This is a genomic window from Bacillus sp. DE0042 (genome assembly GCF_007680225.1).
Taxonomy (GTDB): domain Bacteria; phylum Bacillota; class Bacilli; order Bacillales; family Bacillaceae_G; genus Bacillus_A; species Bacillus_A wiedmannii.
Genome location: NZ_VEJP01000001.1, coordinates 1,945,425 through 1,961,329, shown reverse-complemented (window position 1 = coordinate 1,961,329; position 15,905 = coordinate 1,945,425). Strand labels below are relative to the sequence as shown.

General features: G+C 35.8%; 18 protein-coding genes. 13 read left to right on the top strand and 5 right to left on the bottom strand.

The window, feature by feature from the left end; translation table 11 throughout:
* The first annotated feature begins 44 nt into the window (after window positions 1–44).
* Entirely contained in the window at window positions 45–1,460 is a 1,416-nt protein-coding gene (gene spoVR, locus FS802_RS10010; protein WP_001202704.1) for a stage V sporulation protein SpoVR, read from the top strand.
* Between the two features lie 107 nt (window positions 1,461–1,567).
* Window positions 1,568–2,830 carry a neutral/alkaline non-lysosomal ceramidase N-terminal domain-containing protein gene (locus FS802_RS10000; RefSeq protein ID WP_098654504.1) on the top strand — a complete coding sequence of 421 codons (1,263 nt, stop codon included), beginning with the start codon at window positions 1,568–1,570 and terminating at the stop codon, window positions 2,828–2,830.
* Between the two features lie 127 nt (window positions 2,831–2,957).
* Here the strand turns inward: FS802_RS10000 and FS802_RS09995 are convergent, their stop codons facing one another.
* On the bottom strand, window positions 2,958–3,431 hold the full coding sequence (locus tag FS802_RS09995) for a MarR family winged helix-turn-helix transcriptional regulator (protein ID WP_001016465.1): 474 nt from the start codon (window positions 3,429–3,431) through the stop codon (window positions 2,958–2,960).
* Between the two features lie 141 nt (window positions 3,432–3,572).
* Here FS802_RS09995 and FS802_RS09990 point away from each other — a divergent pair, with 141 nt between their 5' ends.
* From FS802_RS09990 to FS802_RS09945, 10 genes are all read left to right on the top strand, one after another.
* Window positions 3,573–4,157 carry a DUF3238 domain-containing protein gene (locus FS802_RS09990; RefSeq protein WP_000247255.1) on the top strand — a complete coding sequence of 195 codons (585 nt, stop codon included), beginning with the start codon at window positions 3,573–3,575 and terminating at the stop codon, window positions 4,155–4,157.
* 132 nt (window positions 4,158–4,289) lie between these two features.
* Complete coding sequence (locus tag FS802_RS09985; protein WP_098707911.1) at window positions 4,290–4,874, top strand: DUF3238 domain-containing protein; 585 nt, start codon at window positions 4,290–4,292, stop codon at window positions 4,872–4,874.
* A 192-nt stretch (window positions 4,875–5,066) separates the two neighbouring features.
* Window positions 5,067–5,330, top strand: coding sequence for a metal-sensitive transcriptional regulator (locus tag FS802_RS09980; RefSeq protein ID WP_000456206.1), 264 nt, complete (start codon window positions 5,067–5,069; stop codon window positions 5,328–5,330).
* A 73-nt stretch (window positions 5,331–5,403) separates the two neighbouring features.
* Complete coding sequence (locus FS802_RS09975) at window positions 5,404–5,979, top strand: sulfurtransferase TusA family protein (protein WP_098654506.1); 576 nt, start codon at window positions 5,404–5,406, stop codon at window positions 5,977–5,979.
* Between the two features lie 38 nt (window positions 5,980–6,017).
* Entirely contained in the window at window positions 6,018–7,148 is a 1,131-nt protein-coding gene (locus tag FS802_RS09970) for an MBL fold metallo-hydrolase (protein WP_098654507.1), read from the top strand.
* 27 nt (window positions 7,149–7,175) lie between these two features.
* Window positions 7,176–7,406 carry a sulfurtransferase TusA family protein gene (locus FS802_RS09965; RefSeq protein ID WP_098654508.1) on the top strand — a complete coding sequence of 77 codons (231 nt, stop codon included), beginning with the start codon at window positions 7,176–7,178 and terminating at the stop codon, window positions 7,404–7,406.
* 30 nt (window positions 7,407–7,436) lie between these two features.
* Window positions 7,437–7,796 carry a rhodanese-like domain-containing protein gene (locus tag FS802_RS09960; RefSeq protein ID WP_001092314.1) on the top strand — a complete coding sequence of 120 codons (360 nt, stop codon included), beginning with the start codon at window positions 7,437–7,439 and terminating at the stop codon, window positions 7,794–7,796.
* 14 nt (window positions 7,797–7,810) lie between these two features.
* Window positions 7,811–8,107, top strand: a complete 297-nt coding sequence (locus tag FS802_RS09955; RefSeq protein ID WP_000661820.1) for a rhodanese-like domain-containing protein — start codon at window positions 7,811–7,813, stop codon at window positions 8,105–8,107.
* A gap of 72 nt (window positions 8,108–8,179) precedes the next feature.
* Entirely contained in the window at window positions 8,180–8,659 is a 480-nt protein-coding gene (locus tag FS802_RS09950; RefSeq protein ID WP_000437734.1) for a DsrE/DsrF/DrsH-like family protein, read from the top strand.
* 33 nt (window positions 8,660–8,692) lie between these two features.
* On the top strand, window positions 8,693–9,457 hold the full coding sequence (locus FS802_RS09945; protein WP_000060741.1) for a sulfite exporter TauE/SafE family protein: 765 nt from the start codon (window positions 8,693–8,695) through the stop codon (window positions 9,455–9,457).
* 33 nt (window positions 9,458–9,490) lie between these two features.
* Here the strand turns inward: FS802_RS09945 and FS802_RS09940 are convergent, their stop codons facing one another.
* Together FS802_RS09940 and FS802_RS09935 are read right to left on the bottom strand one after the other, a co-directional pair.
* On the bottom strand, window positions 9,491–9,931 hold the full coding sequence (locus FS802_RS09940) for a hypothetical protein (RefSeq protein WP_000642356.1): 441 nt from the start codon (window positions 9,929–9,931) through the stop codon (window positions 9,491–9,493).
* A 148-nt stretch (window positions 9,932–10,079) separates the two neighbouring features.
* Window positions 10,080–11,273: an LCP family protein gene (locus FS802_RS09935; protein WP_000437422.1), complete on the bottom strand. Its 1,194-nt coding sequence runs from the start codon at window positions 11,271–11,273 to the stop codon at window positions 10,080–10,082.
* 313 nt (window positions 11,274–11,586) lie between these two features.
* On the opposite strand from FS802_RS09935, the gene FS802_RS09930 reads away from it, so the two are divergent.
* Window positions 11,587–12,582, top strand: coding sequence for a YhdH/YhfP family quinone oxidoreductase (locus FS802_RS09930; RefSeq protein ID WP_098654509.1), 996 nt, complete (start codon window positions 11,587–11,589; stop codon window positions 12,580–12,582).
* Window positions 12,583–12,616: 34 nt separating this feature from the next.
* Here the strand turns inward: FS802_RS09930 and FS802_RS09925 are convergent, their stop codons facing one another.
* On the bottom strand, window positions 12,617–14,272 hold the full coding sequence (locus tag FS802_RS09925) for a Na/Pi cotransporter family protein (RefSeq protein ID WP_000456277.1): 1,656 nt from the start codon (window positions 14,270–14,272) through the stop codon (window positions 12,617–12,619).
* A gap of 514 nt (window positions 14,273–14,786) precedes the next feature.
* On the bottom strand, window positions 14,787–15,773 hold the full coding sequence (locus FS802_RS09920; RefSeq protein WP_070168422.1) for an NAD(P)-dependent alcohol dehydrogenase: 987 nt from the start codon (window positions 15,771–15,773) through the stop codon (window positions 14,787–14,789).
* Between the last annotated feature and the right edge of the window lie 132 nt (window positions 15,774–15,905).

The following is a 15,905-nucleotide window of genomic DNA, read 5'->3' as shown; positions in this document are numbered from 1 at the left end:
CCAATCATACACTTTCTTAAGGGAAAGTGTAAGGAGGGAAAATAATGAGAGCAAGTGACGATAAAGCACTGCAATATGCGATTGCGGAAATTACGGAAATTGCGACTGGATTTGGGCTTGATTTTTATCCGATGCGTTATGAAATATGTCCAGCGGAAATTATTTATACATTTGGTGCATATGGGATGCCGACGAGGTTTTCACATTGGAGTTTTGGAAAACAATTTTTCAGAATGAAATTACAATACGATTTAGGTCTTAGTAAAATATACGAACTCGTTATTAACTCTGATCCATGTTACGCCTTTTTATTAGATACGAACTCGTTAATTCAAAATAAATTAATTGTGGCGCACGTTTTAGCACACTGTGACTTCTTTAAAAATAATATTCGTTTTTCAAATACGAAGCGAGATATGGTAGAAAGTATGGCGGCAACGGCTGATCGCGTGAAAGCATATGAGCATAAGTATGGAAAGGCAGAAGTAGAAACATTTTTGGATGCCGTACTTGCCATTCAAGAGCACATTGATCCATCGCTTATGCGTCCAAAACTTGCGTGGAGTATTGAAGATTTAGAAGAGGATGTAGAAAAGAAAAAGATATCACAGTACGATGATTTATGGAATTTAGATGATCGAAACAAAAAGAGAGAACGACCTAATATGCATAAAAAGAAGAAAATTCCGCCGCAACCAGAGAAAGATTTACTACTCTTTATTGAAGAATATAGCCGTGAGCTAGAAGATTGGCAGCGCGATATATTAACGATGATGCGCGAGGAAATGTTATATTTCTGGCCGCAGCTTGAAACGAAGATCATGAACGAAGGTTGGGCTTCTTACTGGCATCAACGCATACTCCGTGAAATGGACTTAACATCTTCTGAAGCGATTGAATTCGCAAAGCTTAATGCAGGTGTAGTTCAACCATCAAAAACAAGCATTAACCCATACTACCTCGGTATTAAAATGTTCGAAGATATTGAAGAACGCTACAATAACCCGACAGAAGAAATGAAACGACGCGGCGTAAAGCCAGGATCTGGTCGGGACAAAATCTTTGAAGTACGCGAAATCGAATGGGATGTATCATTCTTAAGAAACTACTTAAACAAAGATCTCGTAATGAGAGAAGATATGTACTTATTCCAGCGCCAAGGAAAAGAATATAAAGTAATAGATAAAGAGTGGGAACAGGTACGTGATCAGCTCGTAAATATGCGTACAAACGGTGGCTTCCCGTACTTAGTAGTAGAAGATGGAGATTACTTAAAGAACGGAGAATTGTACATTAAACATAGTTACGAAGGAATCGAGCTCGATTTAAAATACTTAGAAAAAGTATTGCCATACATTCATCAATTATGGGGAAGAACGGTGCATATGGAGTCGATTGTGGAAAGTAAGGGCGTTGTGTTTTCTTATGATGGGAAGATGGTGCATCGGAAGTATGTGTGATAAAAAGAACGGACATAGAATGCTATGTCCGTTCTTTTTTATTTGGAACAAGGTCAAATATGCTATTCTTGAAAAAGGGAGTTACATAGAGAAATGGAGCGATTCAAATGAGCAAAATAGGGGTATGCAAGGTGGATATTACGCCGCCTGTAGGTATTGATTTTGTCGGATACCATAGAGAGACAGGAATAAATAATATTGAAGAGTGTATTTATGGGACAGTTTTTGTATTTGAAAAAGATGAGACGAAAACTGTGTTTATAAGTATTGATAATATTGGAATGTTAGTAGAAGATACAAATATGATTCGTGAACAAATAGCGAGAGAGCTTCATATATCATTTGAGCGAATAACTGTTGTTTATACACATACACACTCTGGTCCGGAAACAGTCGGTGATCATCCTTTAATAAAGTCGTATAAAACGATTTTAGTAAATAATGTAGTGCACGGTGCTGTTACTGCGAATAACAACTTGAGGCCATGTGAAATTGGCTGGAGTGTTACGACAGGTTATATTGGGGTAAACCGAAGAGAGAGAACATCTGATGGAAGAGCGAAGATGGGAACAAATATAGAGGGTGTTGTAGATAAACGAATTGGCATGTTAGCCATAAGAAATGCTGAAACGAAGGAGCTATCTGGGATTATAGTATTTTGTACGGCACATCCGAATGTGTTAAAAGGTGATAGCGATGTACTATCGGCGGATTATCCGGGAATGACGAGAGAGATTCTTGAGAAAATCGTAAACTGTCCTGCTATTATTGTGCAAGGTGCTGCTGGCAATGTAAATGCAAAGTATCGCGGTTCAAGGGAAGCATTAACACAAATGGCTTACACGCTTAGTAGACATGTATTAACGATGTTGCCAATAGTTACATATAGCCCAATTGTAAGTTTAAGAACAGTTTCAAGTACGATGCAAATGAAGTTGAAAGATATTCCTGAAATTAATGAAATACGAAGCATGGCTCAATTAGCTGAGAAGCAGTGGGATGTGAATACGGATGAATGGCTTACTATAATTTTAGAGAAATATAAGCAAGGTATTCGGCAGTTACGTATTGATTTAGAAGTTCAACTGTTTCAAATTAATGATGGTATGTTCTTTGGTATACCGATGGAACCTTTTTCAGAAACAGCTTTAGAAGTGAAAGAGCGTCTTCAAAATGAAATAGCTTTTTTAGGTGGATATACGAATGGATATATTGGTTATTTACCGACAAAAGAAGAGTTTGCATATGGTGGGTACGAAGTAGAGCTAAACCCTGTTGTATATGGGCCTGTTACGAATTTATTGATGCCACCGGAGGAGAATACGGCAGAATTAGTCGTGCAGAGAGCTATGGAATTATATAATGCGTAAAATATAGACTCTTGCATATTTGATATGAAATTTAAAAGAAGCAATAATTATTAATAAAACTGTAGAAAACGAATCCATTTTGAAAGGGACTGATCAAAATGGATTCGTTTTTATATGGAGTTTTTGCTTACCAAACAGGTCGTATATTTGATGATAATTTCTCTGTATTTTCTTTAGTAACGAATGTTGTTAAATCTTCCTTGAGCATTTGCATTCGTTCAGTACCTATGTTTTCAATCCATCGTTGCTCTATTTCAGCTACTATTTCTTCTTTCGCTTTCATTACAGCTAAACCTCGTTCGGTTAAAATAATGATTTTACCTCTTTTATCAGTAGGATGCTTTTTGCGCGTGACATAACCACTATTTTCAAGAGAATCGATCATTTTACTTACAGCTTGTTTAGAAACTCCTAAATACTCAGCCAATTCTATACCGGTTGCTCCATTAGGAAGGATACGTTTGAACATAAAGCCGTGTGCTGGCCTAATATCTTCAAATCCCAATTCACTTAATCTGTCATGCAGTTCAGTAATTAATGTACTGAAAGATAATGATAAAAGTGAAGTAAGGTCTAGTTCGTTAAATGTTTGATGATTCATGTATAACCTCCACAATTGTAGTCAATTAAGTTGACTATATATAAAACCTATTGTACTATACAGGATATGGTCAATCAAATTGACTATATCCTGTATAGTACAAATAATGATTTATATAAATAGAATCAACGGAGGTTTCACATGGTTAATATCGTAAAAATTAGAGGGAGTGTATTTGCACCGTATGCGTTGCTGAAGCCTATTAAGGATGCTGCAACAGGAAGAGTTTTTGAATACGCTGGAGATGCACGTGAATTTACACCATTCGCTGTAAATACAAAGCGTTCAAGATTAGAACAAGAAGTGATTGTTGATTTTTATAAAAGAGAAATTTTCACATATGTAGATGCTTGCATCGTTACTGTGAAAATTACAAATTCAGATGGTTCAATTGAGTATCAAAAAGGAGAAACAAGTACAGAAAATATTGTATGTACTAATATCGTATGGGGCGAGGATGAAGTTTCATTTGAAATGAGAGCAAGTGCAAGTAATCCGTTAAATGCAGCGGCACCCGCAGCAGATTATTTTTTGGTTATAAGAGTTAATACAAGTGGCATTGTGCATATTGAAGGTTTACATGATGGTTTCCCTTGCTATGAATTTTATAAACAAATAGACTTTCGTTCATTTGAAAAAATATATACACATGATTTCAGAGAAACGAATGATACCCCAGCAGCACTAGCTGGAGAAATGGAATATAGCTTTAAAACGAAAATCTAGCTATAAATATAGCGTCATTTTTAAGAAGGAAGTAGCCAACGTAAAAGAGAAAGATTTTAATTATGTGGCTGAAATGGTGTTTTTTTATTAAATAATGCAGTATATAAAATTAGAATTATAGAGGTGTTTCTTATGACTAATATCGTAAAAGTTAGAGCCAGCGTATTTATTCCAATGTCTTGGACAGAACCGAGGAAGGATATGGAAACAGGAAAAATAATTCAATTCGAAGGTGATTCACGCGAATTTACACCACATGCGGTAAATACTATGCGCTCTAGAGTGGAGCAAGAGGTAGTAGTGGATTTTTATAAAGAAGAAGTGTTTTCATATGCGAACACGGGTATTACGACAGAGAAGGTTACGAATCCAGATGGTTCTGTGAATAAAAGAACAGGAAAAGCGAGTACTGAAAATATTGTGTGCACTAATATCGTATGGAATCCTGATGGTGTGCAATTTAAAATGAGTGCGAGTGCAAGTAATCCATTAAATATATATGCACCTCCTGTAGATTATGTATTACATGTATGTGTGAACAAGGTTTGTAGTATTGAGATTCAAGGGGAGCATGATGGATTCCCTTGTTTTGAATTTTATAAGCAAGTAGATTTCGGTTCATTCGAAAAAATATATACACATGATTTTAGAGAAACTGGTGATACAGCTGCAGCACTAGGTGGAGAAATGGATTATAGTTTTACAAGGAGTTTATAAGAAGTAAGATAATAATGCAGTGTAGTTGAGAAATGCAAAAGTCAATAAAATCAGTGACTTTTGCATTTTCACTATACGTTAGAAAGTTTCAAAAAAATAAAACGCTTTACAATATACCCTTTAGGGTATATGTTATTATACAAAGTTACAAAGTAATGTATAATATAGTTATAAATACGGAGGTGGTCTACAGTGGAATATAATCAAGATATGAAAAATAGATTGAAACGTATTGAAGGTCAAGTTCGTGGTGTACTTCGTATGATGGAAGAAGGAAAAGATTGCCGAGAGGTTATTACACAGTTAACGGCATCTCGTTCTGCACTTGATCGTACAATTGGACTTGTTGTTGGAACAAATTTAGAGCAATGTTTGCGTGAACAGTTTGAAAGTGGTAATGGTTCAAATGAAGAGTTAATTAAAGAAGCTGTTCAATTACTTGTAAAAAGCCGATAATCTGTCAAACGTAAGTGTTGACAGATTATCAAAAACATTTTAATATACCCATACGGGTATATGTATATAAGTTATGGAGGAATCGACTATGAGTATAAAAGTGAATAGGAGTTTAGACTGTAAGGGATTGGCTTGTCCGATGCCGATTGTGAAGACGAAGAAGGCGATGGAAAGTCTCGCATCAGGGCAAGTGATTGAAGTTCAGGCAACAGATAAAGGGTCTACTGTAGATATACAAAGTTGGGCGAGTAAAGTAGGTCATCAATATATCGGGACGAAACACGAAGGAGATCTATTGATGCATTACGTTAGAAAAGCACACGAGCATGAAGTGAATGAAGTAGTGAAATATCCTCAAACAATTACAAATGCGGAATTGCAAAATATATTATTAAGCGGTGAAGAGTGTATTGTATTAGATGTTCGCGAAGCAGCGGAATTCGCCTTTGGTCATATTCCAGCGGCTATTTCAGTTCCAATAGGCGAACTAGATAGTGCAGCATTAGATCAGATGAAACAAATATATGTTATTTGCCGAACTGGTAACCGTAGTGATGTAGCTTGCCAAATGTTGAAAGAGAAAGGGTATTTAAATGTGAAAAATGTCATTCCAGGTATGTTAGAGTGGCAAGGGGATGTGGAAAAGTAAAATTTTTTAAATGAAAATATACCTACGGGGGTAATTAGATGAGTATTAAACCGTTGCATACAAAAGATGTCGCAGAGAAAGTTTTATTTGGAGAGTTGTTTATTTTAGATGTTCGTAATGAGACGGATTATGAAGAGTGGAAAATTGAAGGGAAACAAATTTCTTCTATAAATAAACCGTATTTTGATTTGTTAGATGGTGTAGATCATATTGCAAGTGAATTACCTAAAGATAAAGATGTTTTAGTAGTATGTGCAAAAGAAGGGTCTTCTATATTTGTGGCAGAGCAATTAACAGAGGCCGGATTAGAAAATATTTATTATTTAGCTGGCGGTATGAAAGCTTGGAGTGAATATGTGAAGCCGTTAAAAGTAGGAGATGTACAGGGCGGAGGAAGTATATATCAATTTAACCGCCTTGGAAAAGGCTGTTTATCTTATATGGTCGTTTCAAATGGTGAGGCAGCAGTTATTGATGCAGTCAGAACAATTGAAGCATACGAAGAGTTTGCGAAAGAGCATGGCGTTACGATTACGAATGTAATGGATACACATTTACATGCAGACCACATTTCTGGAGGACGTAAGTTAGCGGAAAAAGTAGATGGTACGTATTGGTTACCGCCAAAAGATGCGGAGGAAGTTGTTTTCTCATATAAGCCGCTCGTTGAAGGAGCTGTCATTACGATGGGGGGTACTAAAATTGAAATTGACGCATTATACTCACCGGGGCATACGATTGGGAGTACATCATTTATTGTAGATGATTTCTATTTATTATCAGGCGATATTTTATTTGTAGATTCAATTGGGCGTCCAGATCTTGCTGGAAAGGCTGAGGATTGGGTGAGTGATTTGCGAGAAACTTTATATGACCGATATAAAGTATTATCTCAACAATTAATCGTGTTACCAGCTCATTATTCAAAAATAAGTGAAATGGATGAGAATGGTGTTGTGAGCGCAAAGTTAAAAGATTTATTTGCGTATAATGCAGGACTAAATATTGAGGATGAGGGAGAGTTTCGTAACGTTGTAACGGATAATTTACCACCTCAGCCGAATGCTTACGAAGAAATTCGTCAAACGAATATGGGTAAGATTCATCCGAGTGTGGATGAAGAACGTGAAATGGAAATTGGTCCAAATCGTTGTGCAGTTCATGAATAATAAAATAAATAAAAAATGGAGGAATAGATGATGAATGTAAAACAAGTATTAGATGCGAAAGGTTTAGCATGCCCAATGCCGATTATAAGAACGAAGAAAGCGATGGATACTTTACAAACTGGAGAAGTGTTAGAAGTACATGTAACAGATAAAGGGTCAGTTAAGGATATTCCAGCGTGGGCAAATAAAGGTGGTCATGACATCGTAAAGCATGTAGAAGAAGCTGATGTGCTAAAGTTTTGGATTAAGAAGGCGTAGCATGTTTATAAATGTAGAGAGGTTGGTTATATGAATACAATATTAAGTACGCTCTTCATTGTACTTGCTGCAGTGTTTGTTATTTCACGTTTTTTACCGGTAAAAGATGTTCAAAATATAAGTGGAAAAGAATTAAAGAGTATAGCGGGGAAAAAGGAGAAACAATTTATCGATGTTCGCACAGTAGGTGAATATAGAGGAAATCATATGAAAGGATTTCAAAATATCCCGCTAAATGAGCTAGTGAGTAAGGCAAATCAGTTAGATAAAAATAAGGAAGTAATCGTTATTTGTCAGAGCGGGATGAGAAGTAAGCAAGCAGCAAAAGTATTAAAGAAATTAGGATTTCAGCACGTTATCAATGTTTCGAGTGGCATGAATGGTTTGTAAGGAGGCAATTTAAAATGAAAGAAATGACAGTAAAAGAATTAGAAGGAAAATTGTTACGTAAAGAGGCAGTAAATATCGTAGACGTACGTGAAGTAGAAGAAGTAGTCGAGGGGAAAATTCCAGAAGCAAGTAATATTCCACTAGGACTATTAGAATTTCGTATGCATGAGTTGGATAAACATAAAGAATATATTATCGTTTGTCGCTCTGGCGGAAGAAGTGCAAGAGCAGTTCAGTTTTTAGAGAGCTACGGTTTTCAAGCAATCAATATGGTAGGTGGTATGTTAGCGTGGGAAGGGAAAGTCGTATAGTACAGAGATAAATGATTTGAGTCTTTTTATAAATAATAAAATACCCCTATAGGTAATTGGAGGGAGCACAACATGGAGCAACAGAAGAAAACAACAATTGTTTTATTTAGCGGAGATTATGATAAGGCGATGGCTGCTTATATTATTGCAAATGGTGCAGCGGCGTATGATCAAGAGGTGACTATTTTTCATACTTTTTGGGGATTAAATGCTTTAAGGAAAGATGAACATGTGAAAGTAAAGAAAACTTTCATAGAAAAAGTATTTGGAAAAATGATGCCACGTGGTGCAGATAAGATGGGCTTATCAAAAATGAATTTTGCCGGTATGGGACAAAAGATGATTAAAGGTATTATGAAAAAACATAATGCGATGCCTTTACCAGATTTAATGGATTTAGCGAAAGAACAGGGGATTAAACTTGTAGCTTGTCAAATGACGGTAGATTTATTAGGGTTAAAAGAGGAAGAGATTATGGAAGGGGTAGAGTTTGCAGGAGTAGGAGCTTATTTAGCAGATGCTTCGGATGGGAATGTAAACTTATTCATTTAAATCACCTTCTTTTTAGAAGGCGGGGGATATAAGGTGAGTTTAGTCGTATTACTTTTTATAATTGGGTTTATAGGATCGTTTATATCAGGAATGGTTGGAATTGGCGGTGCGATTATTAATTATCCAATGATCCTATACATTCCGGTATTGCTAGGATTTACTGGTTATACGTCACATGAAGTGAGTGGTATTACAGCGGTGCAAGTATTCTTTGCAACTTTTGCAGGTGCATGGGCTTATCGGAAAAGTAATGATATGGATAAAACGCTAGTTGTGTATATGGGAGCTAGTATTTTAATAGGAAGTTTCATAGGGAGTTTTGGTGCTAACGTATTAGAGGAACATACGGTCAATGTTGTTTATGCAGCGTTAGCAACAATTGCTGCTATTATGATGTTCGTACCGAAGCGAAATAATGGTGATAAAGTGAAATATAATAAACGGTTAGCAAGTTTGCTAGCGTTTATTGTAGGCGGAGCATCAGGCATTATAGGTGCTGGCGGTTCTTTCTTATTAGTACCGATTATGTTAGTTATTTTAAAATTGCCGATACGTACAACAATAGCAACATCTATCGCTATTACGTTTATTTCCTCAGTAGGGATTACGACTGGAAAAGTGATAACTGGTCAAGTAGTTGTAATTCCAGCTCTTATTATTGCGGTTGCAAGTATCTTTGCTGCGCCGCTTGGAGCGCGAGTTGGGAAGAGGATCAATCAAAAAGCATTGCAATATATGTTATCGATTTTGATTGTAGGCACTGCTGTTAAGATGTGGATTGATATGATATCGAAATAAAAGGATGGTGCTGCTTGCAGCCCATCCTTTTATTTATGCCCAAATAACTTTCATTAAATTTTTATATTCGTCATTTGCTAATTTATATAGCATTCTCGTATGTTCAAAGACAAGTGCTGGATTAAAGTTTGGTTCTGAGAATGCAAGAGATGCTGAAATATCAATTGCATTTTGCTTGTTTAATGTAAATTTTGCAAATCGATAAGATGTGTTTAATTCATTGATAACATGCAAAATATCATTTGTTGATGTTGCATCAGGTACGTGAGCAACATTGAAGCAGTATATATCTACAGTAGGATGTTCGTTTTGGAAAGCAGCGATAAGTTGAATTTTTGCGCCAGCTTCTGTCTCTAATCCTACTGAAAAATGAACAGAACCATCATTTTCATCTATATTTTCTTCCATGAATATATCGTTTGATTTTAAGTAGTCTTTAAAATCTGAGATGTTGTGTTTTACTGCAGCTTTCATATGTATGAGCCCCCTGATAATTGGAATAGATTGCTACTATTTATTATAATTTAAAAATATTAAAAAAGATAGTTAGAAAGTTCTGATTTTTAATTATGGAGAAATAAAAAGAAGCAGTACTCTACCTCCATAGAGAACTGCTTCTTTTTTATTCATTGTCGTTAGACGATGTTTCTGTTTCTTCACTGCTATTTTTATTCTTATTTTTAGATTCGTTGTTACTTGATTCGCGTTCACTTGAATTTTCCGACTTAGATTCTTTTGTTTTCTTTGAATCAGAGTCTGTTTTTGTATATGCAGGTAATCCAAGGTGAGTACGAAGTTCGTTTGTAACAGTTGCTAATTCTTTTTTATCTGGATTGTAGTAATACGTTCGGCCGCCGCCAGCAGATTTGCTACATGTATCGTCACCTTTTTCCATATAGCAGTCTTCACCTTGAATTTGTAATTTCTCAATTTCCGAGTCCGATCCGTACTTGTAGAATGAAAGCATATCATCGAATGTTAAGTTAGTAACGAATTGTCCGTTAATATCATCAATGATGTTACCAACTTTTGTTACAGATCCAACGCTTGTTAGTTTCTTTAAAATAGCTTCAATAACGAGTTGTTGACGTTGTCCACGCATTGCATCACTATCGATGTGGCGCGTTCTAGCAAGGGCAAGAGCTTCTTCACTATTTAGCTTTTGAACACCTTTCTTCAGGTGAATCGCATCAGCAGTATCATTACTATCTTGTTCAGTAAATTCAACTGGTACATCGACTTCAATACCACCTAAATCGTCGACAATTTTCATAAATGACTTGAAGTTAAACTTTACAAAGTAATCAACGGGAACATTCATTAATTTTTCAACTGCATCAATACTTGCTTGTGGTCCACCATCTTTTCCGTTTTTAGTAGAACCGTATGCATGAGCGTGTGTAATTTTATCTTTTTTCTTTTCCACTGGAATATAAGTATATGTATCTCGTGGAATACTTAATAGTTTTACAGTTTTGCTATCTTTATTAAACGTTGCAAGTAGTAGTGCATCCGTTCTTATAGCTTCTCCATATTCTTTCCCGCGGACATCGCTTTCATCAACACCCATGATTAAGACGGAGACGTTATTTGTGATAGGTTTTACAGCTTTATCACGTAAATCAGATTTATCACCGCGCGCTAAATCGTGTGCGGCATTTCGAACAGCAGAAGATGCTTTATTTACTAAAAACCAAGTATAACCGCCACCTATTATTAAAAAGAATAGAATAACGCTTATAATAATTTTTGTTTTTTTCTTACTTTTTTTCGGTTTACTGCGTGTATTTTCTTGCAAAGATGGGTTTTGCTCCATTTCTTGTACTCCTTCATTTGAATTGAAATACGACACTCATATCCACTTATTATAATGAAATTTAGCGAAAAAAAACATTACAAATCATTTACATTTCGTAAAAATTCAATTTATTTATAAAAAGTCAGATTTCTATATTTTATTTTTCAGATGTAGAATAAGTATAAGTTGTTTTAGTGAAAATGAAAACATGTATTGTGAGAAAGTTATAGAGAAGTAAGATTTGTTGAAATATAGCCAAGAAGAAATGAGTAGGTTTACTTCTTTCTTCTATATAATAAAGAAGAAATTTACGGATAAAGGAGAGAGCATAATGAATCATACATCATTCCGAGCAATCGTTGTGAACGAAACAGAAAGTAAGCAGTTTGTAAGAAACGTTGTAGAGAGAGAAGTAAGTAGTTTACCTGAGGGAGACGTATTAATACAGGTTCATTATTCTTCATTAAATTATAAAGATGCTCTTTCAGCCACGGGTAATAAAGGTGTTACGAGAACATATCCTCATACGCCAGGGATTGATGCAGCAGGAGTGGTTGTGAGTAGTGCAGATGAAACCATTAAGGTAGGAGACCAAGTTATTGTAACGGGATATGATTTAGGTATGAATACTTCTGGTGGTTTCGGAGAGTATATTCGCGTGCCAGCATCTTGGATCATCCCTTTACCAGAGGGAATGTCATTAAAGGAAAGTATGATGTACGGGACAGCAGGTTTTACAGCTGCTTTATCAGTATATAAGCTTATTGGAGCAGGCATAACGTCTAGTATGGGAGATGTTTTAGTAACGGGTGCAACAGGCGGCGTAGGGAGTGTAGCTGTTAGTATTTTAAGTAAGCTAGGATTTAACGTAGTAGGAGCGACAGGGAAAATGGAAGAAGAGATGCTACTACGTCTAGGAGCGAAACAAGTGATTCATCGTACGGAGTTGAATGATGAATCAGGAAGACCAATGTTAAAAGGGATATACGCTGGAGTTATCGATACTGTAGGTGGACATATGCTAGAAACCGCTTTAAAAACGGTAAAGTATGGTGGTTGTGTAACGACATGCGGTAATGTGGCAGGGCAGGAATTACAAACAACGGTATATCCGTTTATTTTGCGAGGCATAAGTCTTTTAGGAATAGATTCTGTGCAATGCCCAGTGGATGTGAGAAGAGATGTGTGGACGCTCTTAGCAAGTGAATGGGAAAATAATGAGTTACTATCTTATACAGAAGAATGTACATTGGAAGAGTTAGATGAAAAGTTTACACTTATATTGCAAGGAAAGTTAAAAGGAAGAACGGTTGTAAATATGAAATAAGAAAAGAGACGCTTAAGTTAGCGTCTCTTTTCTATTATAATGATTGTTTTAAATTGATTTTACCTTGTTCACCTAAAACACCATCAGCAATATTTACAGCGTGATCACCGATACGCTCTAAGTTACTTACCATATCAACGAAGATGATACTTGCATCACCTGAACAGCTACGTTCGTTTAGACGTAATACGTGACGTTTACGAAGAACACGTTCCATTTGGTCGATTTTACGTTCTTTTGCAATAACAGTTTGTGCTAGTTCAGTATCGAAGTTTGTTAAAGCTTCAACTGCGTCTTGTAATGTTGAAATTGTTAATTCAAGCATTTCATTTAGTTCAGCTAGTGCTTCGTCTGATAGGGAAACACGGTTTGAAATTTGGAAATCTACAAGTTCTACTAGGTTTTCTACATGATCACCAACACGTTCAATATCTCCAACAACACCTGCTAAAACGGAATGTTTTTCAGAGTCTGAAGGTGAAAGCGGCTTTTCCGATAGTAAAACTAGATACTCGGTAATTTTTTTATCTAAATTGTTAATAGCTCCTTCTAATTGAGTAGCCATGTTTTCATGCTTTTTGTCTTGTGTATTTAAATATTGATTCGCTTCTTTTAAGCCGTGTAATGAAAATTCAGCCATACGCACAACCTCTTTTTGAGCTTCAGTTAAAGCAATAGCTGGAGATTGCTCAATAAAGATTGGATTTAAATGTTGCGGTTTGAAGTTAATAGATGAATCTTCACCACGAATGATTTTTGTTACGATCCATGCTAATACTGCAATAAATGGGAACTGAATGATTGTATTTGTTACGTTAAATGTTCCATGTGCAAATGCAATTGTCATTTCTGGATTTAAGTTTAATGACGTTTGGAAATATTGGATTAAACTTGTAAATGGTACTAATAAAATTGTAAAGATAATGGTACCGATAATATTAAAGATAACGTGAACTAATGCTGCACGTCTTGCGGCAATTGAAGTACCGATTGCTGCTAATACTGCTGTAATTGTTGTACCGATGTTATCACCGAACAATACAGGAAGAGAAGCTTGTAAATCAATAGCACCTTGACCGAATAGTTCTTGTAAAATACCGATTGTTGCGCTTGAGCTTTGTACAATTAAAGTGAACACTGTACCGACAATAATTCCTAAAATTGGATTGTCACTCATGCTAACCATTAACTCTTGGAATGACTCTAAAGAGCGAAGAGGTTTCATACCTGCGCTCATTAATTCTAAACCGAAGAATAACATACCAAAACCGAATACAACTTGACCTACAGAATGTACTTTTTTATTTTTAAAGAAGAATAGTAAAATCGCTCCAACTGCCATAACTGGGAGCGCATATTCTCCGATTTTAATTCCGATAATAAATGCAGTAACTGTCGTTCCGATATTCGCACCCATAATAACACCGATTGCTTGTCTTAATGTCATAAATCCGGCACTTACAAGTCCGACTGTTAAAGCGGTTGTTCCTGAACTTGATTGGATTAATACAGTAACTAACATACCTGCTAGTACACCCATAAGTGGGTTTGTTGTAAAGCGATCTAAAATATCGCGAAGACGATCACCAGCTGCTTGTTGCAGTCCATCGCCCATGTATTTAATCCCGAATAAGAAAATACCTAATCCACCAATGAACTGGAAGATCATATCTTGAACATTATATTCCACGCATTCCACTCCTTAAATTTCATGTACGCTGTAATTATTAACTAAACCTTGAGGCACTGTAAACGGTTTGCTAGTAAAATTTACACTAAATTTACAAAGTGATAAAAAGTTTACAAATCTTTAAAGAAACACCTGGATTTAATTGGTTTTTTAGATGATATATCTAATCAGTTTGTAAAAAAGTCACAGTTGTCACACTATTCTTGGATAGTAAAAATAGGAGAGGTGAACTATCCAAATTGGATGCGCTAAGTAGAGGATCACCTTATTTATACTAATAGTTCTTTACATATTTTTTGATTAAAGTTAGAAAAATATGTAGGGGAAATGGGGAGGTTTGAAATGGGTTTATTTAATGAAAGTAAAAAACGATTAAATTATTTTAAACTGTTTTCTTTTGAGATGCTCGCAACAATAAAAAAGAGCAATTCGCATATGAATTTGCCCTGTTTTTTTATGTTGAAAAAGTTTGAGTGCTTCGTATTGTAAAACTATGTATAGTGTTCTTCTTTTATTAGGAGTGTTCGTTATGTTTCACATTTATGACGACATTTCCCTTTTTGTGTCCTTTTTCTACATATATATGAGCTTCAACAATTTCCTCAAAAGTATATTGCCTATCAATGATCACTTTTATTTTACCGTTCTCAACAAGTTCTTTAAGGAAATTTAATGCTTCGGAAGTTTCAGGTGCGTTTTGACTTAATATGAGTTTCATGCGACTTGTCAATTTAGTCCAGAGCATTTGGGCACTTGGTAACGGTTCAACGATATTTATATAGGTACCATCTTCCTTTAATATTTTAATACACTCTGAAAAGGAGCTCCTGTTTACCGCTTCAAAAATAACATCATAAGTTTCGTCTGTAGTAGAAAAATTTTTTGTGGTGTAATCAATTACTTCGTCAGCTCCTAGAGATTTGACCAATTCTAAATTGGAGGTACTGCACACACCTGTAACTGTTGCACCGAAATACTTGGAAATTTGTACTGCATAACTTCCGACACTTCCAGAAGCTCCGTAAATAAGAACGTTTTGGCCGCTTCGAACATTAGCTTTCCTCAGGAAAAATAAGGCTGTACGTGCCCCGATTGGAATGGCCGCGGCTTCTTCATAGGTTATATTGGAGGGTTTCATACATACTGGTCCATCTTCAGCTATACAAATGTACTCAGCATAAGAACCGAAATTTGCTTGGGTAGCAGCAAAAACTTGATCTCCTATTTTAAAACGAGTAACGTCTTTTCCTACTGATTCAACTTCACCAGCCAATTCCATTCCAAGTATTTGTTTTTTCGGTTGTTTAATACCAAGTGCAATGCGAGCAGGTAGCCAAACAGAAGAGGGAACTGTAAAACTTCTTGAGCGAATATCTCCTGCTGTTACGGTTGTCGCTTTTATTTTTACAAGTATTTCGTTTTCTTTAGGACTAGGTTTCTCTACCTCTTTCAATTGAAGAACGTCGGGGGGACCATATTTTGTGTACACTATTGCTTTCATCAACATTTCCTCCAATTCGTTGTATATATTAATAGCATACGAACAACATGAATAAATAGAACGGTGGTTCACCTTTCAATACAATGCAAAAAGCAGTGTGATTTTTGGAGAATCCACTGCCTTTTGCATTTT

Bases quoted from the DNA above. Each gene is read 5' to 3' on its own strand.
- spoVR (WP_001202704.1), top strand. From the start codon at position 45: ATGAGAGCAAGTGACGATAAAGCACTGCAATATGCGATTGCGGAAATT.
- FS802_RS10000 (WP_098654504.1), top strand. From the start codon at position 1,568: ATGAGCAAAATAGGGGTATGCAAGGTGGATATTACGCCGCCTGTAGGT.
- FS802_RS09995 (WP_001016465.1), bottom strand. From the start codon at position 3,431: ATGAATCATCAAACATTTAACGAACTAGACCTTACTTCACTTTTATCA.
- FS802_RS09990 (WP_000247255.1), top strand. From the start codon at position 3,573: ATGGTTAATATCGTAAAAATTAGAGGGAGTGTATTTGCACCGTATGCG.
- FS802_RS09985 (WP_098707911.1), top strand. From the start codon at position 4,290: ATGACTAATATCGTAAAAGTTAGAGCCAGCGTATTTATTCCAATGTCT.
- FS802_RS09975 (WP_098654506.1), top strand. From the start codon at position 5,404: ATGGAGGAATCGACTATGAGTATAAAAGTGAATAGGAGTTTAGACTGT.
- FS802_RS09970 (WP_098654507.1), top strand. From the start codon at position 6,018: ATGAGTATTAAACCGTTGCATACAAAAGATGTCGCAGAGAAAGTTTTA.
- FS802_RS09965 (WP_098654508.1), top strand. From the start codon at position 7,176: ATGATGAATGTAAAACAAGTATTAGATGCGAAAGGTTTAGCATGCCCA.
- FS802_RS09960 (WP_001092314.1), top strand. From the start codon at position 7,437: ATGAATACAATATTAAGTACGCTCTTCATTGTACTTGCTGCAGTGTTT.
- FS802_RS09955 (WP_000661820.1), top strand. From the start codon at position 7,811: ATGAAAGAAATGACAGTAAAAGAATTAGAAGGAAAATTGTTACGTAAA.
- FS802_RS09950 (WP_000437734.1), top strand. From the start codon at position 8,180: ATGGAGCAACAGAAGAAAACAACAATTGTTTTATTTAGCGGAGATTAT.
- FS802_RS09940 (WP_000642356.1), bottom strand. From the start codon at position 9,931: ATGAAAGCTGCAGTAAAACACAACATCTCAGATTTTAAAGACTACTTA.
- FS802_RS09935 (WP_000437422.1), bottom strand. From the start codon at position 11,273: ATGGAGCAAAACCCATCTTTGCAAGAAAATACACGCAGTAAACCGAAA.
- FS802_RS09930 (WP_098654509.1), top strand. From the start codon at position 11,587: ATGAATCATACATCATTCCGAGCAATCGTTGTGAACGAAACAGAAAGT.
- FS802_RS09920 (WP_070168422.1), bottom strand. From the start codon at position 15,773: ATGAAAGCAATAGTGTACACAAAATATGGTCCCCCCGACGTTCTTCAA.